We start from the raw sequence: 25,933 nt of genomic DNA, 5'->3' as shown, positions 1-25,933 counted from the left end.
TCACTTCCCGTCCAATTAATTCACCATATCCTGCTTTGTAAATACTACAAACGAAATAATAAGGGACACAACGGCCCATACAGTTAAATTCATTAAAGAAAACCCCATCGATAACCCTTGTAATGCAGGTAATTTTCCTGATAGATAATCTGTTAATGATAAATTCACACTAAAAATATATTTCGCACCTTCCCAAGATGTTGCGAATGAGCTTAAAATACCACCTGCAATTAGTGCGGCTAACATAACGCCCATACCAGCTGGTGTATTTCGAATTAAAACGGAAACCATAAATGATATAGTTCCGACAACGATAGCAACAAACCAAGCTAATCCATACGCCATCAAAATATATTGCCACTGCGGAATAAGATGTACAAAATTCGTATTTAACGTTTCCTTATCAATAACAAACCCAGTTAAAACGGGTAAATTCCATCCTGAGTATCCAAATACAAGCCCTGATAATACGTAAGCAAACAAACCGACAAGGAGCAGTATGAGTGAAATGAAAAATAACATCGTCAAGTACTTACTAAGGAGTATTTTCCAGCGCCGAATCGGCCGCGTAAGTAACATCTTCATCGTTCCATCACTTCGTTCTCCTGAAACAATATCAATAGCTACAATCATTACAAGAAGCGGAATAAACAATGTAATTCCTTGCTCAATAAACGCCCTTACAAAAGTGGGTGCGCCCGGTGCCATCGGGTTAATATCATGATCTAAATAATATTGTTGCTGCTCCACTCTTACCTTTAGCCAATCACGCCATTCTTCTGGTAGTCTAGAATTGTTCAAGCGGTTTTGAGAATCAACAATTTGTTGTTGCAGCGAAACTTTCCAATCCGTTGTACCTAGCCTTTTTTGTGTCGTTTCTACTTCACGATACTGCGCATACACAAAAAGTGGGATCAAGATTGCTAAAATAAGCATGACAACAAAAATACGTTTCTTACGATAAATTTTCTCCGATTCATTTAAAACTAGATTCGCAAATTCACGCATGCTGCTCACCCCTTGTGAGTTCAATAAATAAATCTTCTAGCGTAAATACAAGCTCCTTAACGCTATGCACATCTATCCCATTTTCTACAAAGTTTTTATTCCAACTACTTATAGATGCAATATCCATGCGGCATAGTAATCGATTATCTTCTATACTCACTTCTCTTACTTCCTTAGCATCTTCTAGCATATCTTTCGCTTTAGAAATCGGTGTAACAATCCATTCTACACGATCACTTGCTGTTTTAATTAAATCCTCAATCTTGGCAACTGTTATCATTTTTCCTTTATGAATAATCGCAACCCGATCGCATATCATTTGTACTTCACTTAGCAAGTGACTTGAAATAAACACACTCATATTTTCTTCTTTCACAAGCTTATGTATAAATTCCCTAAGTTCTCTAATTCCAGCTGGGTCTAAACCATTTGTCGGCTCATCTAATATGAGCAATTTTGGATTTCCAAGAAGCGCTTGCGCAATGCCGAGGCGCTGTTTCATACCAAGTGAGTACGTTTTTACCTTATCGTGAATTCTTTCATCTAAATGAACCATTTGAGCAATTTCAATAATACGTTCATCTGATATATCACCTAGCATACGGGCAAATTGCTTTAAATTTTCCCATCCAGTTAAATATGTATACAGTTCTGGGTTTTCAACGATACTCCCTATTTGACGCATCGCTTCTCTGAAATTTTCCTTAATTGAATAACCACCGATAGAAATCGTACCTTCTGTTTCTTTAATCAATCCAACTAACATTCGAATTGTAGTTGTTTTTCCGGCACCATTCGGCCCTAGGAAGCCAAACACTTCCCCTTGTTTTACATCGAAGGAAATATTCTCTACAATTGTCTTCTTTCCAATTACCTTCTTCACGTCTCGTACGGAAAGTATCGTCGTCATTTTACCCCTCCTTGTTCTAGTTTTAATTTACTCACAACATTTTGAACTAATCGGTCTGCCATATATGTATACCCTACTTCATTCGGATGAAAATGATCGGAGTATAATAATTCTTTCCCACGATTTTGGAATAAATCAAATGTCGGTGTAATATACACATTTTTATCATTTAGCGCTAATTTTTCTAAAGATGCATTCCAGTCTACAACGATGTTTGAAGAACCTTTTAAATCTTCTACATCTTCAAAAGGATTGTATAAACCAAGCCAAAAAATAGGGCTACCTGTATTTAACTTACGAATTTCTTCTATTATTTTCTTCGCTTCATTTTGGAACGTCGCCGTATCCGGACGGTATGTTTCTAAATCTATCTTTCCAAGCGATTCCCAACCTGGAAATAAATCATTTCCTCCAATTGTTAAAACGATTACATCTGCTTGCTTAATTGAATATTGAGCGCCACTACTCTCAATTTGTTTTAATAGATCGGGCATTTTTGCACCACTAACAGCTAAGTTTGTTAATGCAACCTTTTGCTTATAATCTTTTTGTAAATCCTCTTTCATACGCCCAATATAGCCAATTCCTTCTTTATCACCAACACCACGTGTTAATGAATCACCTAAACTAACGATTTGTAACGTTCCCGTTTTCTTTTTCTCTTTTGCCACTACATCGGTCTTTTTAATTAAATTTGAAGCTTTCGGATTTAACATATCATTTACACCTGAAACAAAGCCATATGCAAATAAACAGAAAGATGCAATTGTAATGAGTAGAATTACTTTTACTACTTTTGATCTCATATCAAAACCCCTTTTAGCCCTCATAGATTGTCCATAATTATACCAAACGCAATTTTGAAAAGCGATTTTCACACCTTATCTATTATGTTGTTTCCCTATGTACTAGTTCTGGCAATAACTCTACGTGCTTTACATCTATTTTCTCATCATTAATCTTTTCATATAATAATTCAAATGCCTTCACGCCAACATTTTTACTAGAATACGAAATCGTCGTAATGCCTAAAATATCTGCGACATCTTGATCATCACAACCGATAATCGTAATATCTTCTGGAATACGAATTCCTTGTTTTTTTGCTTCCGTTACCATTCCCGCTGCAATATGGTTGCAAGATACAAGAAACGCAGTTGGTTTCACTGACATACAGACCCATTCCCTGATTACATTACGTCCATCTTCCACTGTAAAACAGCCCTTAAACTTCCAGGCCTCTATCGGTGTTACAGCAATCTGTTGAAGCGAATCCTCATACGCTTGTTTTCTTCTCTGACTATTAATGCTATTACTTCTTCCAATGCAATACCCAATACTTGTATGGCCGGCATCTATTAAGCTCTTCATGCCGCGCGAAAAGACTTTATAGTAATCAATATGCACACTCGAAATGAAATTCGAGTCTATTTCTTCACACATAACAATTGGACCAAATTTCGTATATTCTTCAAGCTTTTCCTTACTATTTGCTCGGGAACATATAATAACCCCATCAAGCTTTTTCATTTTTAACATATTCAAAATTTCTAATTCTCTTTCCTCACTATAATTCGTCTGACAAAGCATCATATTATAGTTATTCTTTGCTGTTTCCTTTGATATTCCCTCGATAATAGCGCTATAATATTGATCATTTACGTGCGGTAATAAAACACCAATGACATTCGTTTTTCCTTTCACTAAATGAATTGCATTCACATTTTGCGTATAATTTAATTCTTCTATAATTGTTAAAATTTCTTTTCGTTTCTGTTCATTCACATATGGATGATTATTCAATACACGTGAAACAGTTGAAACAGATACTCCAGCAAGTTCAGCAATCTTCCTTATATTCGTCATCTCATTTTCCCCTTCTCGAAAAAATTCTCCCTTGACCTGGTAAGCTTTCCACAATATATCCTTTCCTAGCAAATACATTTTGAAAGGATATACAACTATGCTTCGATTCAAATTAGAATATATATTTTTCATTGGCGGTCTACTCATTCTCGCCATCGGTATTAATATGATGACGACAATTACTTCTTTTGGACTTAGCCCTTATGATTCCTTCTTTATTGCACTATATCAAAATTTCGGGGTAAGTATCGGTTTTTGGATTTTCATGATTAATTTTGCTTTTACCCTTATCGTTCTCTTTTGGAATAAAAAACAAATAACAATTGGTACAATCGTAACGATGGTTCTTATTTCTCTTTTTGTTGATTGGATTGGTTCCATTACAACTATTATGGACACTATCCGTTCTCTTCCAAAATATATAACACTTATTTGCGGAAATCTATTCGTTGGAGCTGGGATTGGTCTTTACGTCTCTACAAACCTTTGCGCAGCACCTCAAGAAGCTTTCGTTTTAACCGTTGCTGAGAAAAAGAAATGGACATTTAGAAGAACAGAAATTTCATTAGCGTTTTTATTTTTAACATTAAGTTTTTTATTAGATGGACCTATCTATTTTGGAACAATCATCTTATCCTTTACAACAGGCTGGATTATCCAAGCATTTATTCAAATTGGTACGCAGATTTTAAATAGAAAAGAGCCTGTTAAGCAAGCTGCTTAACAGGCTCTTTCTGTTTTATGATAAGGGATACTACTTAGCATCCCCTTCAATTCGATAGTTTGCTTTCAAACAATCTATTTCTTCATACCCTTGCAACGTATGTAGAATATAATCATAATCAGCAAGAGACGCACGATGCGTCACGATTACAATTTCAGCCTTCCCTTTCTCTTCAAGCGGCATTTGAATAATCTTTTCAAAGCTAACGCCACGCTCAGAGAATAATGAAGTAATTTTTGCAAATACACCAATTTCATCTTTTACATGAAGTCTTAAAAATTTCTTCACAACAATTTCGTCTGGCTCTTTTAATACTTTTTTATACTGCGGGGATACCGCACTATTTCCGTTTACACCTAATCGAATATTTTGCATTACAGCTACTAAATCTGAAACAACAGCTGTTGCTGTCGGTAAACTTCCTGCACCTGGCCCATAAAACATCGTTTCTCCGACCGCTTCACCATACACATATACAGCGTTATATTCGTTTTGCACAGCCGCAAGAGGATGTGTATTTGGAAGTAGTGTCGGTTCAACTGTCACCTCTAATTTTTCACCATCTCGCTTCGCAAGACCGATTAATTTAATCGTGTATCCTAAACTCTTACTGTATTCAATATCTTCTTCTGTAATAGAAGTAATCCCTTTTACCTTTACATCTCCAAGCTCTACATTTGTAGAAAAACCAAGGGTAGCCAAAATCGTCATTTTTCTCGCTGCATCTAAACCTTCCACATCTGATGTTGGATCTGCTTCTGCAAATCCAAGTTGTTGGGCTTCTTTTAACACTTCGTTATATGCTCTCCCTTCATCTGACATTTTCGTCAAAATAAAATTTGTCGTTCCATTTACAATTCCCATTACTTTCGTAATAAGATCTGAAGAAAGTCCTTCTACGATACTTCGTAAAATCGGAATCCCTCCGGCTACACTCGCTTCATAAAACAAATCTGCTTTATTATCTTTTGCTACCGCTAACAGTTCCGCCCCATGTAACGCCATTAAATCTTTATTGGCAGTCACAACATGCTTCCCACTTTGTAAGGCTTGCAAAATATATGCTTTTGCATCATCAATGCCACCCATCACTTCGATGACAACGTCAATATTTGGATTATCTAAAATTTCATTTGCATCTTGTGTTAATAGAGTAGAAGGTACCTCTACTTCTCTCTCTTTTTCAATATTTTGTACTAGTACTTTCGTTACTTTTACAGGACAACCTACTTGGTGGATAAGTCGCTCTTGATGATCTGTAATGATACGAACTACACCGCTACCAACTGTCCCAAGACCTAATAAACCAATTTGAATTTCTTTCATAATCCTGTCCACCCCTCAAAAATTGTGTTTAGATGAAATTATATGAGTAAAAAATCTGAAAAACAATGTTTTTTGAACATTCGGAAAAATATAAGTTAATCTTTACAAAGAAAACGTTGCCACGTGTTACACAATCTTTTTTTATAATACATAAGGGGTTTCTTGATACACGTAATAATTCAGCCAATTAGAGAATAATAGATTCCCATGGCTTCTCCACCTTACAAGTGGTTTCTCATTTGGATTATTATGCTTAAAATAATTTTTCGGCACATCAATATTTAACCCTTTTTGGCGGTCCCGTTCGTATTCTTGCTTTAACGTATCACAACTATATTCACTATGCCCGAGCGCAAACACTTGCCTTCCTTCTTGCCCAATGACAAGGTGAACACCCGCTTCCTCAGAATTTGCTAATAATGTTAAGTCTGTCACCTCTCTAATATCACTCTCTCGTACTTCTGTATGACGAGAATGCGGGGCAAAAAACAATTCATCAAACCCTTGTAACAATTTCACATGTTGCTCACAGACTTCATGTTCAAATACACCGAACATTTTTTCCTTAAGAGGATGCTTTGGAACACCATAATGATGATACAAGCCAGCCTGTGCCCCCCAGCAAATATGAAGCGTAGATGTTACATTCTTTTTTGAATACTCCATAATACGTTTAAGCTCTTCCCAATAATCTACCTCTTCAAAAGAAAGAGTTTCAACTGGTGCTCCTGTAATAATAAGTCCATCAAATTTCTCATTCTCAATATCACGAAATGTTTTATAGAAACTCGTTAAATGGTCCTGCGCTACATTGCGAGACAAATGTGATTCCATATGAAGTAAGTGAACATCTAATTGCAACGGTGTGTTGCCAATTAAACGAAGTAATTGCGCTTCTGTTTCTTGCTTTGTAGGCATTAAATTTAAGATAGCAATTTTCAATGCCCGGATATCTTGTGTTTCTGCTCGCTCCTTCGTCATTACAAAAATATTTTCCTTCTGCAACACTTTGCGAGCTGGTAAATCTTTATCAATTATGATCGGCATGTTCTTTGCCTCCGACTAGCGCTGCTTCTAAATCTGCAATAATATCAGAAACATCTTCTATACCAACCGATAAACGAATTAAATCTGATGTAACGCCAGCTAGACGCTGATCTTCAGCACTTAATTGTCTATGCGTTGTGCTAGCAGGATGTATAACGCAAGTTCGTGCATCCGCTACATGCGTTACGAGAGTTGCTAGTTTTACATTTGCGATAAATTCTTTCGCTGCTTCTAATCCGCCCTTAATGCCGAATGTTAAAACACCACTAGCACCTTTTTTCAAATACGTTTGTGCTAACGAGTAATTTTCATTGCTATCTAATCCAGGATAATTCACCCATTCAATACGTTCATGGTTAGCAAGCCACTTAGCAACTGCGAGAGCATTTTCACTATGACGCTCCATTCTTAAATGCAGCGTTTCTAAGCCGATATTGCTAATATACGCATTGAATGGGCTCATACAATTTCCGTAGTCTCTTAATAATTGAACACGCGCCTTCACAATATAAGCTGCTGCACCAAAATTTTGAACGTAACTTACGCCGTGATAACTTGGATCCGGTTCAACAAGTTCAGGATATTTCCCATTTGTCCAATCGAAGTTCCCTCCGTCAATGACAATGCCGCCTAAAGAGCTTGCATGACCATCAATATATTTCGTCGTAGAATGAACGATAATATTTGCTCCGTGCTCAAATGCTTGGCATAAATAAGGAGTTGCTAATGTATTATCCACGATAAAAGGTACTTCTAACTCTTTCGCTGCATCTGAAAATTCTTTGAAATTTAAAACGTTCATCGCTGGATTTCCTAACGACTCTGCATAAACAAGTTTCGTCTTATCATTAGCAAGGGCCACAATTTCATCAGCACTTAAATTCGGATTAAAGAACGTAACGTCAATACCAAGCTTACGCAAACTCACTCCAAATAAATTAAACGTTCCGCCATAAACTGTGGAAGAACAAAGCAAGTGGTCTCCGCTACTACAAATATTTAAAACAGCAAGCATAATAGCAGCCTGCCCAGAAGCCGTTGCAACAGCTCCTACACCACCCTCTAAATCCGCTAACTTTTGCTCAAATGCAGCTAAAGTAGGATTTCCAATACGCGTATATATATATCCTTCTGCCTCTAAATTAAATAGCGCTGCTAAATCATCTGAAGTATCGTATTTATACGTTGTACTTTGATAAAGTGGCAAAACACGCGGTTCACCATTCTTTGGTGTATAGCCACCTTGCACACAAATTGTTCCTTTTCCCCATGATTCTCCCATCTCTCATTCTCCTTTCTTTTATACAAAATAAAAAAACTGCTCCTTTCCTGAAAACAAGAAAGGAGCAGTTTGAAAACACGCTCTAAAGGCTCTTTCTTATCTTTCAGGATTATTACCTGCAGGATTTGGCACAATTCCGTTATACGGCTGTTGCCAAGGTTTCATCGGGCCTGTCCCTCCACCTTTTCTTGATAAGACTATGCAATTACCGTTGATTTTATAGCAATAATTTCCTAATGTCAATCAGTTTTTCTGAATGTTCTAAATTAAATACAAAAAAATTCAACATGCATAACAAAAGAAATATATTCCATATTCATTTGAAAAAGACCTTTTAAAACCCACGATTACTATATAAAATTAAGTACGTAGTTTAACTGTATACATTTCAAATTCTCACGAGACCTCAATATATTGAATAAGCCCACCTCTCAAAAAGATACTATACATATTCCTTTCACAGTAGCATATTTAATCCTTTCGACATTGAAACTTACATAACGGAGGTATAACATGACAAACACAAAGGACATGCACTATATACTCGTCCTATACGGCATTCTTTTAGGCTCTATAGTGGGAGCTACAGTCTGGCTATTTTTAGTTACAATAAATATCGGCATTCACTTTATTTGGGGATACTTACCTACTATTTTCTCTTCTCCCCCGTATTACACTATTTGTGTAACAACTATCGGTGGTATTCTCGTTGGTTTAACCCAAAAATACTTCGGCACATATCCACGTCTTATGCCGGAAGTGATGAGTGAATATAAAAAAACAGGTAGAATTGAATACCGTTTTGTACATAAAGCTACTTTAACTGCAATTATCGTTTTAATATTTGGAGCTAGCTTAGGTCCCGAAGCAGCACTTGTTGGAATTATCGGTGGACTTTGTACATGGGTAGGGGATCGCTTTACATTCGCATTAAAAGGAATGAATGAACTAACAGAGGTTGGAATTGGTGCTACTTTAAGTGTAATTTTTAACGCGCCATTATTCGGTTATTTAGCTCCAAATGAAAATGAGGGTGAGCAAATTAACGAATTTTCTAAAGGAAAAAAAGCAATTGTATATTTAGCTACTACTTTCGCTGGCTTTTCCATTTATTTATTACTTAGTAAATTCGATAATCGCGGATCCTTTATCGTTGATTTTGGGGAAGGTTCCCTTTCTCTTAATGAATGGATTGCCTTTCTACCACTTGCTAGTATTGGTGCTATAGTTGGTTTCTTTTATTTCAAATTTGAATTCACATTAGAGAAATTAATCCATCCCTTCAGGGAATACAAACTATCACTTGGAATTATCGGTGGTATTTTATTAGGAATTACAGGAACTGTTCTCCCGTACACGTTATTCTCAGGAGAACACCAATTAAAAGATTTAGTCGTTGAATGGAGTCATTTATCCTTCTGGGTACTACTTCTTTCAGGTGTTTTAAAATTATGTATTACTGCCGTTTGTTTAAATACAGGTTGGCGCGGTGGACATATTTTCCCAATTATATTTGCCGGATCTAGTATCGGATATGCTATAGCTTCCATTATCCCGATAGATCCAATCGCTTCGGTAGCCATCGTCACGACAGCAATTTCAAGCTATGCATTAAGAAAACCAATTGCTATCACATTACTATTACTCATGTTTTTCCCGCTCAATTTACTATTACCGATGCTTGGAGCAGCAGCGATTGGTAATGCATTTCCACTTCCTAAAAACAACGAAGCTACAAACGAATAAAAATAGGCAGTAGGGACAAAAGTTCCACTGCCTATTTTTATTACACACGTTGCTTCAATAATGCATATAACTCTTCAAAATTTTGCACTTCATATGTTGGCACAATCTCGCTATGATTTGATTTCATTTCTGGATTAAACCAACAAGTATCAATTCCTGCTACATATCCGCCTTTCATATCAGCACTTAACGAATCTCCAATAATAAGCCCTTCTTCAGGAGCAAAATTAGGAATTCGTTCAAAAACATAATCAAAGTACTCTTTCATCGGCTTTTGGAATCCTGTATCTTCAGAAACGAAAATATCTTGAAACAAGGCATGTAATCCTGCATTACGTAAACGTTTATCTTGCGTCTGAGAAATACCGTTTGTCACTATATATAAATCGTACTCACTTTGAATTTGACTTATGAATTCAAATGCACCTTGCATGAGCTGATTTCCTTCTTCTAAGTAACTACGATAATTATTTTCGAATAATATCCCATCTACCTCTTCCCCGTATTCTTTAAACAAAATCGAAAATCGTGTATTTAAGACTTCATCACGATTTATTTCCCCTTCTTCAAAAGCCTCCCAAAGGTGTTTATTAATTTTTTTATACTGCGCTTCAACCTCTCTAGTTAGAGGGATCTCGTTCTCTTCGAACAGCATACGTAACGCCATTTTCTCCGCTTTTTGAAAATCTAACAATGTATCATCTACATCAAATAACAATGTTTTATATTTTTTCATAATCCCTTCACACTCTCTTTTCTACAAAATAAATTTACGTAAATCGTATCATTCCTTCTTGTAAACATAATAGGAGATATCTCATACTAAACATGAGGTGAAAACATGAAAGTTAGCAAAAATAGCAAGGAAATCTCTCATTACGTGCAAACTTCCAACTTCCATACTCTTTTTTCTTTTGATGTCTTATCATATGCTGAACTACATTCTTTTCAAAAGAAAGAAAGGATATGTAATGAAGGCGTTGATGTTCCTTATCTTTATTACTTAATTTCCGGAAAAGCAAAAATATATATGAGCCACAAAAATGGGAGGGTCTCCTTAATTAACTTTATTCAAGCCCCTTCGTTCATTGGGGAATTAGGCTTAATCGGCGTTGAATCCGTTACGAAAACGGTGGAAGTACTTGAAGATTGTATGTGCTTGGCGCTCCCCCTTAAAAATTGTCAGCATCTTTTATTGCAAGATGCTACCTTTCTACAGAAACTATGCAAATTTATCGGTGAAAAAACAATTACCCGAACAGAAAGTTACGCCAAAAACAATAGTTATCCGTTCGAAAATCGATTAGCGGCGTTTATTCTATTAACAGGACAAAATAACAGTTATACAGAAAAACATACCGAAGCTTCGGAATACCTAAATGTCAGCTACCGCCATCTTTTATATGTATTAAACCAGTTTTGCCAGCAAAATTACTTAAAAAAAGACGGAAGAACCTATTACATACTAGATCGAATTCAATTAGAAAAACTGGCTGACGAACTTAAAATATAAAAAAAGTAGCATTAACGTTTACCTGTTAATGCTACTTTTTTTCGAGTGACGATTCTATTTTCAATTAAAATTTGCTTGCTACTTTAGCTGCTTCTTCAAGACCAGCTGTAATGATCTCTTCTGCTTTATCTGGGAATTGGTTATGTCCTTCAATAACTACTGTTTCCATATTTGTTGCACCGAAGAAGCCCATCATGCTTGCTACATATTTAACAGCCATTTCTACTTCAGCTGCTGGACCTTCAGAATATACGCCGCCGCGCGCGTTTAATAATGCAATCTTCTTATCTCCAATTAGACCAACTGGACCTTCTGGCGTATATTTAAACGTTTTGCCAGCTCGGTTTAAATAATCAATATATGTGTGTAGCACTGCTGGAATCGTTAAGTTCCATAATGGGAAACCGAAAACGACTTTATCAGCTTCTAAAAATTGATTTAAATACTTATCAGCAACTGCTACTGCTTTTGCTTCCTCTTCCGTTAAATCAAACCCTTTACCTGCTTTGAATGTACCATTAATCATATCTACGCCTACATATGGTAATTCTTCTTTATATAAATCAAGTTCTACTACTGTATCATTTGGATGTGCTTCTTTATAGTTTGCTAAAAATGCCTCGTATAATTTCACACTAACTGCTTGTTCCGCTGGGCGGTTGTTTGCTTTTACAAATAAAACTGTTGCCATTGTTTTTCCTCCTAGTACTCACTCTTCTGTTGTTATATGCTTTCAAAAAAGGTATCCCTTGTAATTGTTGTTTTGTTGCTTACAAACATATTTTATCTTTATATCAAGACAATTTCGTCCTCACATAGACGTATTTTTCTATAAAAAAAGTCCACCTTCTAAAGGCGAACTAGTCTTACGACTTTTGTCTTATACAATTCCATTTTTCACTGCATATAATGCTGCTTGCGTGCGATCAGATAAATTCAACTTACTCAAAATACTACTTACATGCGCTTTTACCGTTTTTTCTGTAATAACTAAAACAGAAGCGATCTCTTTATTACTCATCCCTTTCGCTAATAGCTGCAACACTTCATTTTCTCTCGCCGTTAGCACATCCACTTGAATAGAAGGTTCTTCTTCCTTTTCTTCCACAGGTAATGTTTGAGAGAGAAGAGTATTTGCTATATCCGGATGTAATTGAATATTACCTTTATATGCGCTTCGAATAGCTTCAACAAGCTGATCCGGTTCTACATCTTTTAAAATATACCCACTTGCCCCCGCCCTTAACGCTGGTAAAACATGCGCCTGATCAGAAAAGCTAGTTAATACAATTACTTTCACATTCGGATATTCTTTTTTGATGCACGCCGTCGCCTCGACACCATCCATTTCGGGCATATATAAATCCATTAATACAACATCAGGATTCGTTTCCCCTACTTTCACTAACGCTTCTTTCCCATTATTTGCTTCTCCAACTAACGCTAAATCTTCCTGTGTACTTAAGAAAAATGCTAATCCTTTTAAAACGACTGTATGGTCATCAACTAACAATACTTTTATTTTCACAAACTTCCCTCATTTTCACATCATAATGGTACTTTTACTTTTACACTTGTTCTTTTCTTATCACTTACAATTTTAATTGTTCCACCGACTAATTCTACTCTTTCTCGCATCGTAGTCATACCGAGTGATTTCTTCTCTTTTATATCCTTTTCTACAAAGCCGTTTCCTTGATCGACTATTTCTAATGATACATTCTTCTCCGTCACTTTGAAATAAATCGCCGCTTCTCTGACATTCGCATGTTTACTTACGTTATTTAAAGCTTCTTGTCCAATTCGCCATAGTGCTTCCTCTACTACGCGCGGTAAATCACGCACACCTGTAACTTGTTCCCGAATTTTCAATCCCAAACTTTCACCATATTGTTTTAAAGCTGGTAATAGTCCTTTCTCTAATCCTGCTGGACGTAGTTGCCAAATTAACGTCCTCATTTCTTTTAAAGCACCTTGCGATAACTCACGTATCTCATGCAAAGACTGATCTACCTTTTCGTTTTTCCCCTTTAAGACGGCTTCGGCACCTTTCGTCATGAAAGTTAATGAAAACAACTTTTGTGAAACAGAATCATGCAAATCTCTAGCTAAACGATTACGTTCTTCCATTCGTACAAGTTCTCGGCGCTTTTCATTTAACCTTAAGTTCTCTATCATTAACGATATATGATTGGCTAACGCCTGTACTACATCTATCGTATTTATATCAAATTCTCCATTATTCGAACTTACACTTAGTACGCCAAATATATGATCTTGAATATGTATGGGAATGGCAATAACTGCACGATTAGGATGTACGATATTCCCAACCTGACTCTTTAACAAAACAGACTCTTCTTTTTTCAGAGCTTCCTGTGCCGCTGACTTCAAATCCTCTTGTAGCTCATCTATCTTATATGAGGCCCTTACAGCAAGTTCATTTTCTTCTCTAATAAAGAATACAACTTGCTCCCATAGAAATAACTTCCCAATTTGCTTTACAATCTCCTCAGGCAATTCATTAAATTTATGAATCGTCCTTAAAGCTTGAATAAAGCGGTCTAACTTTACATAATAATGAGCCCTTCTCTTTTCATTTTCATACAATTTTGTGCGTTTTAATGCTGTTCCAATTTGGAAAGCAACTGATTGTAATAGCACTAACTCTTCTTCAGAAAAATGCGTTTTACCTGGACTAGCCACATTTAATACGCCAAATTCATCTCCACCCGCTTTTAGTGGCACTGTCGCATGATGCACAATCCCTTCTGTATCTCCCCAGTTATATTCAATCGCATTATTAATTCTCTTACATTCAATAATATTAACGGCTTTCTCTAGTTTCCCTTCCACAAATCGGTGTAAACACCAACAATTCCCCTCACACATCGGTCGTTTATTTTCAAATCTTAATCCCTCTGGTAATTGATAATCAATTAATTTTGTATATCTACCATTTTCATCCGCAAGAAATATCCATCCTGTCGTTAAACCTGTTACATTCAACAGTTTTTCCAACACAGCTTGCAGCACATGATATGTATCATTTGAGGTGTTCAACGTCTCTGCAATCTCTTTTAATATAACTAATTCATTCGTACGATTCTCTTGAAACATAATTCGTCTCCTACATACAAGATTTTAAATCGCCCCTAAAGTAAATCATCTACTTTTCACTTTGTACTTATTCGTAACATTGATATAATGGTGAAAACATAGTTTTCATTATATCACTTGAGGGGGACTTCATAATGACATTAAATAAAGCACTTACTATCGCTGGTTCTGACACAAGTGGCGGTGCTGGTATACAAGCAGATTTAAAAACATTCCAAGAACTTGGTGTATACGGAATGACATCTCTTACGACAATCGTAACGATGGATCCACATAACGGTTGGGCACATAACGTATTCCCAATCCCAGCTTCTACATTAAAACCACAATTAGAAACGACAATTGAAGGTGTTGGAGTAGATGCTTTAAAAACAGGTATGCTTGGATCAGTAGAAATTATTGAAATGGTTGCTGAAACAATCGAAAAACATAATTTCAAAAATGTAGTAGTTGACCCTGTTATGGTATGTAAAGGTGCTGATGAAGCATTACATCCTGAAACGAACGATTGCTTACGTGACGTTCTTGTTCCAAAGGCATTAGTTGTAACACCCAACTTATTTGAAGCTTACCAATTAAGTGGCGTAAAGATTAATTCTCTTGAAGACATGAAAGAAGCAGCAAAAAAAATCCACGCTTTAGGTGCGAAATACGTCCTAATTAAAGGCGGTAGCAAGCTTGGTACGGAAACTGCAATCGACGTCCTATATGATGGAAAAACATTCGATCTTCTAGAATCAGAAAAAATTGATACGACAAATACACACGGCGCAGGTTGCACATATTCTGCTGCAATTACAGCAGAACTTGCAAAAGGAAAAACTGTGAAAGAAGCAGTAAAAACTGCTAAAGAATTTATCACAGCTGCTATCCGTTATTCATTCAAGATCAACGAATACGTAGGCCCAACACATCACGGTGCATATCGTAAATTCGTTGCATCAAAAGAACTTGTCTAACATATAAATGAAAACACCCACAGAGTATATATATTACCTCTCTGTGGGTGTTTTTTATAAGCTCTTCTGGTCATCTTATCTTTAAGATGCAGAACTAACCTGATTTCTACCATTTCTTTTGGAGTAATATAATGCATCATCAGCAGCTTGAATAAATCGCTCTGGTGATTCTTCATACACTGAAATTCCTACTGAAACTGTAATTTTTATTTTTGTTCCATTTAGCAATTGAAATGGATGGTTTTCAACAGCCGTGCGAACTTGTTCCCCCATACGCATTCCACAAGCTAATTCTTTCTGCGGTATCAAAAGCGCGAACTCTTCCCCACCCTTTCGAAAAGCCAAATCTGGAAACGTTGAAACTTCTCGTAAAATATGCCCCATTTGTTTTAATACTTCATCTCCCGCAGGATGCCCATACGTATCATTTACACACTTAAAATGATCAATATCTATAAGTAGTAAACAAAGTGAATCATTTTTCATGCGCTTATTACCAATATGACGATTCATCTCTAAATCAAACTGTCTTACGTTCCCTAAACCTGTCAGTGCATCTATCGTTGCGTATTGCTTCATCGTTTGAAATAACTCATTGGATTGTAATACATAATTTGCGCTTATAAATGTGATATATGCTGCAACACCACTACAAACTAAATATAATGCTACTATAGAAATATCCTTAAATAAAATAGAAAGTGGCACCGTTAAAATAGATAAACTATATACATTAAACCAGATCCACCTTTTAAATATAGAAGCTTTCATCCGCCAAATGAAAATAATTCCAAAACCTATCAATACAATTGTATAACAAGCCAATTCAGAGGCTAAAGAGTACTCAGTAAGAAATAATCGGGTAATTAATATAATAGTAACTGTTATGCTACTAGCTATCGGACCTCCAATTATAATTGCCAAAATAACAGCTAAATAACGTAGATCCAACATAATATCTTCAATATGTACACCAAAATGCATCAACAGTACACTTAATATTCCAGTAAGAATACCTACTACACATTTCTGCCAAAGAGAAAACTCTTCTTTTAACGGCCTATCTCTTAAAAGCTGACCTCCAACAAAAATAAAGGAAAGAATAATGGTTGTGTTTACAAATAAGTCCCTTAACATAAAATAATCTCCCAACTTGTCTATCTATCCCTTTCCTTATTTTATTGTATACGAGATACCTATAATTCCCAAAGTTTTTTATTTATTTTTGCTGTTCCACGTGAAACAGCAAAAATAAAAAAGGACGAAAATTCGCCCTTTTCATTAACAACAGCGTGATATCTTTCCGCCCTTTGCATTAAATCTAGCCTCTTGCGCTTCTGCAAAAAATTGTTTTTGACATACAACCTCTTCTTCTGGATGATGCTTTTTCATATGCTCTACATATGTTTCATAACTTGGTACCCCAACCAGTAAACTAATAAAGTGTTTTCTTTGTCCCCATACTTTCCGTAGTCGTTTAAGCATAATAGTTCCTCGACTCACTTTCATCTCTAGAAATATATGGCGCCTCTTTTAGCGGCATCGGCTTATTTCTTAATACTTGAATCCAAATTCGAATTGCAGAAATTAATACAGCGATTACAACTATCATAAAAATCCCGCAAAGCGCTGCATCAATATAATCATTGAAAATAATTTGCTTCATTTGAGCAACATTTTTAGCTGGTGCTAACACTTTCCCCTCATCTAATGCTCCTTGGAACACCTTTGCGTGAGATAGAAATCCTATTTTAGGGTTTTCATGAAATAACTTTTGATAACCCGCCGTCATCGTTACAATAAGCAATCCAACAGTTGGAATAATTGTGACCCAAACATATGCCTTTTTCCCCATTTTGAACAAAATTGTCGTTCCAAGTAATAATGCAATACCTGCTAACATTTGATTTGCAATACCGAAAAGTGGCCATAACGTATTAATTCCACCAAGCGGATCTACTACCCCTTGGTATAAGAAATAACCCCATCCTAATACGCATAACGTTGTAGCTATCACATTCGCTAATGTAGAATCCGTTTTCCCAAATGGCTTATATACATGTCCTAAAATATCTTGAATCATAAATCGGCCTACACGTGTTCCAGCATCAATCGTTGTTAAAATAAATAGCGCTTCAAAGAGAATCGCAAAATGATACCAAAAGGCCATCATGGCCGTTCCACCTATTACTTGTGAGAAAATATATGCCATACCTATCGCTAACGTTGGTGCACCACCTGTACGTGATAAAATCGTTTGCTCTCCAACGTTTACAGCAAGATCTTTTAGTTCATTTGGTGTAATAGCAAATCCCCATGAAGAAATAACTTGAGCTGCCTGCGAGACATCCGTACCGATAAGTGCTGCGGGACTATTAATCGCAAAATACGTTCCTGGTGTTAATACACAAGCTGCAATCATCGCCATCGCCGCTACAAATGATTCCATTAACATTGCCCCATAACCGATTGGCTGTGCGTGTCCCTCTTGTTCAATCATTTTTGGCGTCGTACCTGATGAAACGAGAGCATGGAATCCTGACACCGCACCACAAGCAATTGTAATAAATAAGAATGGGAATAGGTTTCCAGAGAAAACAGGACCTGTTCCATCGATAAATTTCGAAACTGCTGGCATTTGTAAATCTGGTGCTACAATTAAAATACCAATTGCTAATCCAACAATTGTTCCGACTTTTAAAAATGTGCTTAAATAATCACGTGGTGCTAAAAGCATCCAAACTGGTAAGGCCGATGCGATAAATCCATATACAATAAGCATAATAGCAATCGTTTCACCGCTAAACGTGAACATGCTTGCAAGCGTTGGATGTTCTGCTACATACTGTCCTCCAATAAGAGACAGTATAAGTAGAATAATTCCGATCACTGACCCTTCACCAACCCGGCCAGGTCTAATGTAGCGCATGTACACTCCCATTAAAATAGCGATAGGAATCGTTGCTGCTATTGTAAACATTCCCCAAGGACTTCCGACAAGCGCCTTTACTACTACTAATGCTAATACTGCTAATAAAATAATCATAATACCTAAAATGCCTATCATTGCAATAAGCCCTGTAACAGGACCGATCTCATCTTTAATCATTTCTCCTAAAGATTTACCATTCCGTCTCATCGAAGCAAATAAAATTACAAAATCTTGTACAGCTCCAGCGACAACTACCCCAACAATAATCCATATTGTCCCTGGTAAATATCCCATTTGCGCTGCCAAAATCGGTCCTACTAAAGGGCCTGCCCCAGCAATTGCTGCAAAATGGTGCCCAAATAATACCCACTTATTTGTCGGAACATAATCTTTTCCATCGTTTAATGTATGGGCTGGCGTTTGCCGATTATTATCTAAACCAAATACCTTTCTCGCTATAAATTTACTATAAAAGCGGTAAGCAACTGCATACACACATACCGCAGCTACTAAGAGCCACACGGCATTAATAGTTTCACCTTGTGATAAAGCTATTACACCAAATGCACCTGCGCCTACTGCTGCAATAACCCCCCATAGTAAAATCGACTTCAATGTTTTCACATACAATCCCCCCAATACTATTGCTTAGTGGGATTGTACTAAATTTTCTGAATATTTAATTTGAATCCTCCTTATCATGAAGGATTTTTAGTTTATCATGTTAAAAAACTCGCATTACCTACTATAATTCAATCTTATTTCGAAGTCGTTTCACATAATTACGACTAACTGGAATCGGTTGCTCATCATATTTATCTAAATACAGATTATATGTGCCATTATAATAGGGTTTTAGTTCTTGTACATATGACATATTAATTAAATAACTTTTATGCACACGTAAAAAATCATATGCATTTAGCTTATTTTCCAGCTCCTGAAGTGTATATGTTGAAATATACTGATTATTTGTTGTATAAATTGAAACCGTTTTGTTTTCCTTATTTTTGCTTACATATACAATATCTTCAGGGAAAATATACCGAATTCCCTCTTGACCTTCTATTGGTAGCTTTCGCAAATAACTCTTTGCTTTCTCGCCTTGCTCTTTACACATTCTATATAAAAGGAATTGCAAATCTTCTTCACGAAATGGGCGTAGTAAATAATAGAATGCTTGAAAACGAAATGCCGTAATCGACTCTTCTATATCTTCACCCATAAAAATCAATTTCGTATAACAATTTACTTCCCGTAATAAACTCGCATATTCAAAACCAGTTCCATCTAGTAATTTTGAATTCAAGAAAACAAAATCTGGTGTATGCTTTTTCATAATAAATAATGATTCTGTTCCCGTATTCGCTTCAAAACATTCTACATTCCTTATATTTTCAGTAAATTTGTCCGCTAAACTTCTTCGCTCTTCTGCTTCTTCCATGATCAGTAAAATTTTCATTTCTTCAACCACCTAATTCTTTTGTCCATATGTCTTGTTGTATACATTCGCTTTTATAAGAAACATTCCCTTTTTCTTACTATACCATTATTTATCTAAAAAAACAGAAAAAAGGAAACCACGACGGTTCCCCTGCCCTTTTATTCCATTATTTGTAGGAAGTAACACTCACTGAATTGTTACTTCCCCGAAAACGCAATTGGTGCTGGCTAATAATCAGTGGGGGATAAATCCCTCACCGATTAAAGTTTCACCTTATACTAATTCTCGTTGCTTCGTTTCTTGCCCAAGTACAATTACAGCAACTACGCCAATCAAAATTGATCCACAGAAAATCGTAAATATTAGTGATAGTGAAGCCTGTGAAGTAACTAAATATCCTACTAATAGCGGACCAAGAATACCACCAATACGGCCGAATGCTGCTGCCATCCCTGCACCTGTACCACGAATAACCGTTGGATACTGTTCCGGTGTATAAGCGTATAATGCACCCCAAGCACCTAAATTAAAGAAGGATAGTAACATGCCTGCTACGATTAATACGGTTAATGACTCCGCCACTCCAAACAAGTAAGCACTACATGCTGTACCGATCAAATACGTAACTAAAACGAACTTACGACCAAGTCGTTCAATAAACCAAGCAGCCGTGAAATATCCTGGCAATTGAGCTAACGTCATAATAAGTACGTACTGGAAACTTTTTATTAAACTAAATCCTTTTAATACCATTACACTAGGTAACCAAAGGAACATCCCATAGTAAGAAAAGACAACAGAAAACCATAGAATCCATAACATAATTGTTGCCTTACGATATTCACCAGACCAAACCAACTTTACATTTTCGATAACAGATGGTCTTTTTTCAGCCTTTTGAAATCTCGGAGAATCCGGTAAATTCCATCTTAAATATAAAGCATATAGTGCCGGAACCGCGCTCAATACCATTGCAACTTCCCAACCATATTTCGGAATAACAAAATACGAGATAAGAGCTGCAATTAACCATCCACCTGCCCAAAAGCTTTCTAATAGCACAACTATTTTGCCACGTTCATGCGCTTCAACGCTCTCTGATACTAATGTAGAAGCAACTGGAAGTTCTCCGCCAAGCCCCATACCAATTAAAAATCGTAAAACAAGGAACATCGCAAGTGTTGTCGTTAAAGCAGTTAAACCACTACCGATAGAAAATAGTAATAATGTAATAATAAAGACTGATTTACGTCCTATTTTATCTGATAGTATTCCAAAAACAAGTGCTCCGACTGCCATACCAATTGAATTAATGCTGCCTATCCAGCCCATTTCTTGCGTACTTAATCCCCAATCTTTTTGCAATGCTACCATTACGAATGAAAGCATTCCAACATCCATTGCATCAAATAACCATCCAAGCCCTGCTATACCAAGTAGCTTTCGCTTCGAAATTTCTTTCCCCTTGCCCATAAGAAGTCCTCCTTACACAGCTGTCTTTACACATCATTTTACATGTGTGAATTGTATAAGTAAAATACTTTCGTACAAAAAATTCTCCTTCATCATGCCCAAAAAGTAAAATACTCATCCCACTATTTGAGGGCAGTAAGACTCTCACCTCAAAATTCAGCTGAAGCAAAGAGGTTAGATGGAAAATCAACTGCCGTTAAACGTCCGATTGGTGAGGATTAACCATCAGTGGTGGATGAGTAAAACCTCACTTTATTAAAAATGACCAAATAAAAAAGTAGCGATATTCCGCTACTTTTTCGAACGCATGACTTCTTTTAAAAATTCCGCTAATACTAACTGACGACGCCAGCGCGTTGGATTACTACACAATCTATAAAACCACTCTAAGTTAATCGCTTGAATCCATTTTGGTGCACGTTTTACCTCTCCAGCCCATACATCTAAACTTCCGCCCACTCCAACAGCCATCTTCGTTTCTAAACGACGCTTATTAGTTTGGATAAAGTTCTCTTGTCTTGGGAAACCAAGCGCGACAAGTAATAAATCTGGTTTTGCTTCTTGAATACGAGAAACGATACTCTCTTCTTCTTCTTGTTTAAAGTACCCATCTTGTGTACCTACAATAGATACAGCTGAATATGTCTTCGTTAAATGCTCTGCTGCAGCTTGTACAACATGCGGTTTTGCACCAAGTAAGAAAACAGATACCGGTTTATTCTCCTCTGATAACTTTGCAAGTAGATTACACATTAAATCAAAACCTGCTACACGTTCCTTTACAGGTGTACCAAGTATACCGCTTGCTTTTACAACTCCAATACCATCAGGTGTAATTAAATCTGTATTTAATAATGTTTTATGGAATGCTTCATCCTTTTTTGCACACATAACAATTTCAGGATTTGCTGTTACTACCTGAAAAGTATGAGTTCGCTCCAATTCTAGTTGTCCCTTCAAATATTGGATTGTTTCATCCATTGTCATTGTAGAAAAAGGAACACCTAGAATATCAACCGTTTTTACTTCCATGATTAACTATCCTCTCTATTTCAGTAAAAGTTTTTTATATGCATTATAAGTATCTTCATACAAATTTTTTAGCGAGAAATGAGTAGATGCATGATTATATAAACGATTTCCCATCGCTTCTAATTCACCATTCAACCATTTTTCATAAGCATTTTCTAACGCGTTTGCTAACGAGTCTGCATCACCAATTGGTACAACCCATCCATACGTATCATCAACTATTAACTTTCTCATATCACCTACATTTGTTGCAATAGATGTTAAGCGCTGATTAGCCGCTTCTAATAAAACAAGAGGAAAGCTTTCGCTATAAGAGGTTAACAAATTAATGTTTGCAGATGCATATAATTCTTTGGAATCTGTACGAAAACCTAGAAACATCACCTTATCCTCTAAGCCCTTTTGTTTCACCATCTCTTTTAATTCTGCTTCTATAGGTCCATCACCAAGCAAGAGCACCTTTATATTTTGAATTTTAATTTTTTGTAACGCTTCAAATAAAATATCATGACCTTTAACAGGATGAAGACGTGCTACTTGAATGGCTGTAAATACTCCTTCATCGATGCCAAATTCACTCTTATCATAAGGTTTTACTGGAGTACTATCATACTCAATTCCATTATAAACCGTACAAATTTTCTCTTCTGGTACACCTAGTTTTATTATGTTTCTCTTAAAATTCTCTGTAATTGCAAAGAATAAATCTACCTTCCTGAAAGAACGTAAATTTAACTTTGTAAATACCCATCCTTTTAATCCCCTCTTCATAAAATCCAAAGTTGGATCACTGTGGACAGTCATTATCCATTTCGCTTTTATACCTTTTTTCAAGAGGGAGAGATAGAAATTTGCTCGTGCGCCATGTGTATGCACAATGTCAAATTGATTTTCATTAATAAATGCTTTTATTTTTGAAAGAATTGATAGGTCGTACCGAGATGATTGGGTAAAAACATGCACTTGAATACCAAGGTTTCTCGCCTCTCTAGCAATCGCACCTTCTTCAAATACCATTAATTCCACTTCTTCCTTTGAAAATTGAGATAAAAGTGAAATAATATGCGTTTTCCCCCCACCTTCTTCTGCACCAGCATTCATATGCAACACTTTCATTTCTTACATCCCCCATTTTTTTTCTTTTTATTTACTATAACAAAATAAAAGCTAACATATGCTAGCTTTTATTTTTCTATCATTCAATTTCCAAGTCAACTATTAAATATGCCATGATTAATACTAAGTAGAAACTCACTCCAGGTGCAATTAAAATATGACCAGCCATGAATGAGATACCTAATCCGAGAAATATTGCTGCAATCATCATTGCATATTTCACTGTGAATATTTGTTTAAATTTAGTAAATATACATGCAATAAATTTAATACCAAAGTATAAGAATGGAATTACAAGTAAAATGAACCCTATGATTCCGAAAGAATAGAACCAATCGTGGAAGTCACGTTCAATTAATTTCGGCTGTTCTTTATAGTTACCAGCATAACCCATTCCTAATAATTTTTGAGACATTGGGGCTTCATTATAGAAATCTTTATACATCTGTTCAAATAATTGACGCCCACTAAAAATAAGAGCTTGCGTTTCTTCTTTCTTCTCCGCTACTTTTTCTTTTGCTTTTTCTTTCTCTTTTTCTTGCTCTGTCACAGGAGGTTTGTGCTCTTTAGCTTCCTCCTTCTTTTTCTCTTCCTTTTTCGCACTCTGCTCTTGTTCAATTAATTGGAAATGAAATCCCATATTTTTCATAAACGGTGAAAAAGGTGTATATGCCAATATGCCTACAAATACAGTTATTGCAAGAAAACCATTTAATAAATAGGCATGTTTCTTTTTATCTTTACGCTGTGTAAATGCCTGAATAAAGCACATAACAACTGCGATAGCCATTGATCCAAAGATTGCTCCTACGCCAACCTTTGTCCCAATTGCAAATAGTGAATAAACAACTAAAATTGAAGGAATCCAATAGTACGCTTTACCTATACTTTTTGTTCTTTCAATTGAATACAAAATAACAATTGGACACATGATGGCTAAAATAGATCCTAGCTCGTTACCTGCATAAAACCAACCGCGTGATCCTAACTTTACCCATTCATAACTATTATAATCTGTTCCAGTAGTAATCGAAGCTACCATGACTACTCCTATAATTAGCGATGCATACGTAATATAGTCACGCATTTTTGAATTTGAATGGCTTTTCTCTTTTAAAGACTTAAATACAAACACATAACAAGTAAGCATAACAAACGGATATAATGCTTTTGCTATAAACTTAATTTCCTCTGAAAGTACCATAGGATCTTTTGTAAGCTTGTTATTTACCAATCCGATGGTGAAGACTATTCCTACTAAGATTATATACAATATATATTTTATATTTCCTTGTTTCTTCGTTTGAATTAAAATATATATCCCGCTTAGGAACATAACGAATAAGCGTGTAATAACTCCAATGGTCGTATCAATTTTTAAAACCATTATACAGAATGCCGTGAGCAAATCTAAAATTGGTTGCAACAAAATAAAGATTAATAGAAAATTTTCAAATTTATTACTTTTACTATTTTCGCTTAACATCTAGAACCTCCATAACTATTACCTAATTTCAATCTATACTGTTAATATTTTTTTCTTATCTCAAATATTTATTATAACATATATTTTTTAATTAAACGCCTCACATTTCTCCCCAACCTTACCTTATAGAAAAAAGCATATTTGCATTTTCAAGCGCTTTCTTTCCTCATTTTTTCTTTTTTTCTACATGTAAAGAAAATGCATTGTTATTTACATAACTTTAGTGTATATTTTTTCTCTGGAACATCTTTAGGAGGAAGGGATTACAGCAATGTTATTAATCGACATATTTACGTTTCTTGGCATTATCGCCGCTGCTATTTCTGGTACATTAGTTGGTTTAAAAAAAGATTTAGATTTATTTGGTGTCCTTTGTTTAGCTGTAGCCACTGCGCTCGGCGGCGGTATTATTCGTGATATTATGATCGGTAACCTGCCTCCTGTCGCATTTGTTAAACCCATTTACTTTTTCGTAAGTGTATTATCAGCATTATTTACTTGTATGTTTTTTGAGCGTATCAATAAACTGCAAGTCGTTATCATGCTTTCTGATGCTGTTGGCTTAGGTGTTTTTACAGCTATTGGTGCAAATGCGGCAATGTCACATCATGTTGACGCCTCATTTTTAGTTGTTTCAATGGGAGTCATTACAGGTATTGGAGGCGGTATTTTGCGTGACATTTGCGCTCAAGATATCCCTTACGTATTCCGAAAAGAGATTTACGCAATCGCTTCTATCTTAGGAGCAATTAGTTTCCTAATCACATATGCAATGGGGGCACACGTATTAGCTTTCTATGTTTGTTTATTAGTAACATTCATTATTCGTGTTGTCACTGTAATATATAATGTACATTTCCCAGTTTTCTTTAAAACACATGCTAAAATTAATAAAGGCCATTAAGAGAATTCTACATAGAATTCTCTTAATTTATATACTATTCTACAC

The 25,933-nt window shown here is 35.9% G+C and carries 24 protein-coding genes and 1 riboswitch; of the genes, 5 read left to right on the top strand and 19 right to left on the bottom strand.

Annotated elements, in window-relative coordinates:
- Positions 1-15: 15 nt before the first annotated feature.
- Genes ILT06_RS21965 through ILT06_RS21950 form a run of 4 tightly spaced genes read right to left on the bottom strand, consistent with a single transcriptional unit; the run spans position 16 to position 3,784 of the window.
- On the bottom strand, positions 16-1,008 hold the full coding sequence (locus ILT06_RS21965; protein ID WP_154131287.1) for an ABC transporter permease subunit: 993 nt from the start codon (positions 1,006-1,008) through the stop codon (positions 16-18).
- On the bottom strand, positions 1,001-1,918 hold the full coding sequence (locus ILT06_RS21960) for an ABC transporter ATP-binding protein (protein WP_088047717.1): 918 nt from the start codon (positions 1,916-1,918) through the stop codon (positions 1,001-1,003). The genes ILT06_RS21965 and ILT06_RS21960 overlap by 8 nt, the downstream gene beginning before the upstream one ends.
- Entirely contained in the window at positions 1,915-2,796 is an 882-nt protein-coding gene (locus ILT06_RS21955) for an SGNH/GDSL hydrolase family protein (protein WP_222655554.1), read from the bottom strand. The genes ILT06_RS21960 and ILT06_RS21955 overlap by 4 nt, the downstream gene beginning before the upstream one ends.
- A 10-nt stretch (positions 2,797-2,806) precedes the next feature.
- Entirely contained in the window at positions 2,807-3,784 is a 978-nt protein-coding gene (locus tag ILT06_RS21950) for a LacI family DNA-binding transcriptional regulator (protein ID WP_098111030.1), read from the bottom strand.
- Positions 3,785-3,881: 97 nt separating this feature from the next.
- Between ILT06_RS21950 and ILT06_RS21945 the strand changes: the two genes are divergently transcribed.
- Positions 3,882-4,508: a YczE/YyaS/YitT family protein gene (locus ILT06_RS21945; protein WP_064476056.1), complete on the top strand. Its 627-nt coding sequence runs from the start codon at positions 3,882-3,884 to the stop codon at positions 4,506-4,508.
- 30 nt (positions 4,509-4,538) lie between these two features.
- Here ILT06_RS21945 and ILT06_RS21940 read toward each other — a convergent pair whose 3' ends face one another.
- The 3 genes from ILT06_RS21940 to ILT06_RS21930 all read right to left on the bottom strand — a co-directional run bounded on the left by ILT06_RS21940 (position 4,539) and on the right by ILT06_RS21930 (position 8,163).
- Positions 4,539-5,834: a homoserine dehydrogenase gene (locus ILT06_RS21940; RefSeq protein ID WP_098111028.1), complete on the bottom strand. Its 1,296-nt coding sequence runs from the start codon at positions 5,832-5,834 to the stop codon at positions 4,539-4,541.
- A gap of 141 nt (positions 5,835-5,975) precedes the next feature.
- A complete protein-coding gene (metA, locus tag ILT06_RS21935) occupies positions 5,976-6,881 on the bottom strand; it encodes a homoserine O-acetyltransferase MetA (RefSeq protein WP_064476054.1) in 906 nt (301 codons plus the stop codon).
- Positions 6,865-8,163 (bottom strand): bifunctional O-acetylhomoserine aminocarboxypropyltransferase/cysteine synthase, encoded by a 1,299-nt coding sequence (locus ILT06_RS21930; protein WP_000504750.1) that lies wholly within the window; start codon positions 8,161-8,163, stop codon positions 6,865-6,867. The genes metA and ILT06_RS21930 overlap by 17 nt, the downstream gene beginning before the upstream one ends.
- 93 nt (positions 8,164-8,256) lie before the next feature.
- Positions 8,257-8,361: riboswitch (SAM riboswitch) on the bottom strand.
- Between the two features lie 315 nt (positions 8,362-8,676).
- Between ILT06_RS21930 and ILT06_RS21925 the strand changes: the two genes are divergently transcribed.
- Positions 8,677-9,909 carry a chloride channel protein gene (locus ILT06_RS21925; RefSeq protein WP_064476052.1) on the top strand — a complete coding sequence of 411 codons (1,233 nt, stop codon included), beginning with the start codon at positions 8,677-8,679 and terminating at the stop codon, positions 9,907-9,909.
- 40 nt (positions 9,910-9,949) lie between these two features.
- Here ILT06_RS21925 and ILT06_RS21920 read toward each other — a convergent pair whose 3' ends face one another.
- Entirely contained in the window at positions 9,950-10,645 is a 696-nt protein-coding gene (locus ILT06_RS21920) for a YjjG family noncanonical pyrimidine nucleotidase (RefSeq protein ID WP_064476051.1), read from the bottom strand.
- Between the two features lie 105 nt (positions 10,646-10,750).
- On the opposite strand from ILT06_RS21920, the gene ILT06_RS21915 reads away from it, so the two are divergent.
- Complete coding sequence (locus tag ILT06_RS21915) at positions 10,751-11,422, top strand: transcriptional regulator YeiL (RefSeq protein ID WP_098111027.1); 672 nt, start codon at positions 10,751-10,753, stop codon at positions 11,420-11,422.
- Positions 11,423-11,486: 64 nt separating this feature from the next.
- Here ILT06_RS21915 and ILT06_RS21910 read toward each other — a convergent pair whose 3' ends face one another.
- From ILT06_RS21910 to ILT06_RS21900, 3 genes are all read right to left on the bottom strand, one after another.
- Positions 11,487-12,113, bottom strand: a complete 627-nt coding sequence (locus tag ILT06_RS21910; RefSeq protein ID WP_000246726.1) for an FMN-dependent NADH-azoreductase — start codon at positions 12,111-12,113, stop codon at positions 11,487-11,489.
- Between the two features lie 189 nt (positions 12,114-12,302).
- Positions 12,303-12,950 carry a response regulator gene (locus ILT06_RS21905; protein WP_000695794.1) on the bottom strand — a complete coding sequence of 216 codons (648 nt, stop codon included), beginning with the start codon at positions 12,948-12,950 and terminating at the stop codon, positions 12,303-12,305.
- A 20-nt stretch (positions 12,951-12,970) separates the two neighbouring features.
- Complete coding sequence (locus ILT06_RS21900; RefSeq protein WP_098111026.1) at positions 12,971-14,542, bottom strand: GAF domain-containing sensor histidine kinase; 1,572 nt, start codon at positions 14,540-14,542, stop codon at positions 12,971-12,973.
- Between the two features lie 134 nt (positions 14,543-14,676).
- On the opposite strand from ILT06_RS21900, the gene pdxK reads away from it, so the two are divergent.
- On the top strand, positions 14,677-15,501 hold the full coding sequence (gene pdxK / locus ILT06_RS21895) for a pyridoxine/pyridoxal/pyridoxamine kinase (protein WP_064476048.1): 825 nt from the start codon (positions 14,677-14,679) through the stop codon (positions 15,499-15,501).
- Positions 15,502-15,582: 81 nt separating this feature from the next.
- Here the strand turns inward: pdxK and ILT06_RS21890 are convergent, their stop codons facing one another.
- The 8 genes from ILT06_RS21890 to ILT06_RS21855 all read right to left on the bottom strand — a co-directional run bounded on the left by ILT06_RS21890 (position 15,583) and on the right by ILT06_RS21855 (position 24,984).
- A complete protein-coding gene (locus tag ILT06_RS21890; protein ID WP_064476047.1) occupies positions 15,583-16,638 on the bottom strand; it encodes a GGDEF domain-containing protein in 1,056 nt (351 codons plus the stop codon).
- 144 nt (positions 16,639-16,782) lie between these two features.
- Positions 16,783-16,986 carry a YbdD/YjiX family protein gene (locus tag ILT06_RS21885; protein WP_048560464.1) on the bottom strand — a complete coding sequence of 68 codons (204 nt, stop codon included), beginning with the start codon at positions 16,984-16,986 and terminating at the stop codon, positions 16,783-16,785.
- On the bottom strand, positions 16,979-19,057 hold the full coding sequence (cstA, locus tag ILT06_RS21880) for a carbon starvation protein CstA (RefSeq protein WP_103655222.1): 2,079 nt from the start codon (positions 19,055-19,057) through the stop codon (positions 16,979-16,981). Before cstA ends, ILT06_RS21885 begins: the two co-directional genes overlap by 8 nt.
- 121 nt (positions 19,058-19,178) lie before the next feature.
- Positions 19,179-19,895, bottom strand: coding sequence for a LytR/AlgR family response regulator transcription factor (locus tag ILT06_RS21875; protein ID WP_064476045.1), 717 nt, complete (start codon positions 19,893-19,895; stop codon positions 19,179-19,181).
- A gap of 255 nt (positions 19,896-20,150) precedes the next feature.
- A complete protein-coding gene (locus ILT06_RS21870) occupies positions 20,151-21,350 on the bottom strand; it encodes an MFS transporter (RefSeq protein ID WP_064476044.1) in 1,200 nt (399 codons plus the stop codon).
- Positions 21,351-21,641: 291 nt separating this feature from the next.
- Positions 21,642-22,382: a WecB/TagA/CpsF family glycosyltransferase gene (locus ILT06_RS21865; protein WP_064476043.1), complete on the bottom strand. Its 741-nt coding sequence runs from the start codon at positions 22,380-22,382 to the stop codon at positions 21,642-21,644.
- A 15-nt stretch (positions 22,383-22,397) separates the two neighbouring features.
- Positions 22,398-23,498: a glycosyltransferase family 4 protein gene (locus tag ILT06_RS21860; protein WP_064476042.1), complete on the bottom strand. Its 1,101-nt coding sequence runs from the start codon at positions 23,496-23,498 to the stop codon at positions 22,398-22,400.
- A gap of 79 nt (positions 23,499-23,577) precedes the next feature.
- Positions 23,578-24,984, bottom strand: coding sequence for an O-antigen ligase family protein (locus ILT06_RS21855; RefSeq protein WP_064476041.1), 1,407 nt, complete (start codon positions 24,982-24,984; stop codon positions 23,578-23,580).
- Positions 24,985-25,255: 271 nt separating this feature from the next.
- On the opposite strand from ILT06_RS21855, the gene ILT06_RS21850 reads away from it, so the two are divergent.
- The gene (locus ILT06_RS21850; RefSeq protein WP_000924376.1) at positions 25,256-25,888 is read left to right on the top strand and encodes a trimeric intracellular cation channel family protein; all 633 of its coding nucleotides are present in this window, start codon (positions 25,256-25,258) and stop codon (positions 25,886-25,888) included.
- Positions 25,889-25,933 lie beyond the last annotated feature (45 nt).

The sequence above is a fragment of the Bacillus sp. 17RED48 genome (genome assembly GCF_019837545.1).
GTDB classification, from domain to species: domain Bacteria; phylum Bacillota; class Bacilli; order Bacillales; family Bacillaceae_G; genus Bacillus_A; species Bacillus_A wiedmannii.
The sequence above is the reverse complement of the archived record's forward strand: the minus strand, read 5'-3'. Positions and strand labels throughout refer to the sequence as shown.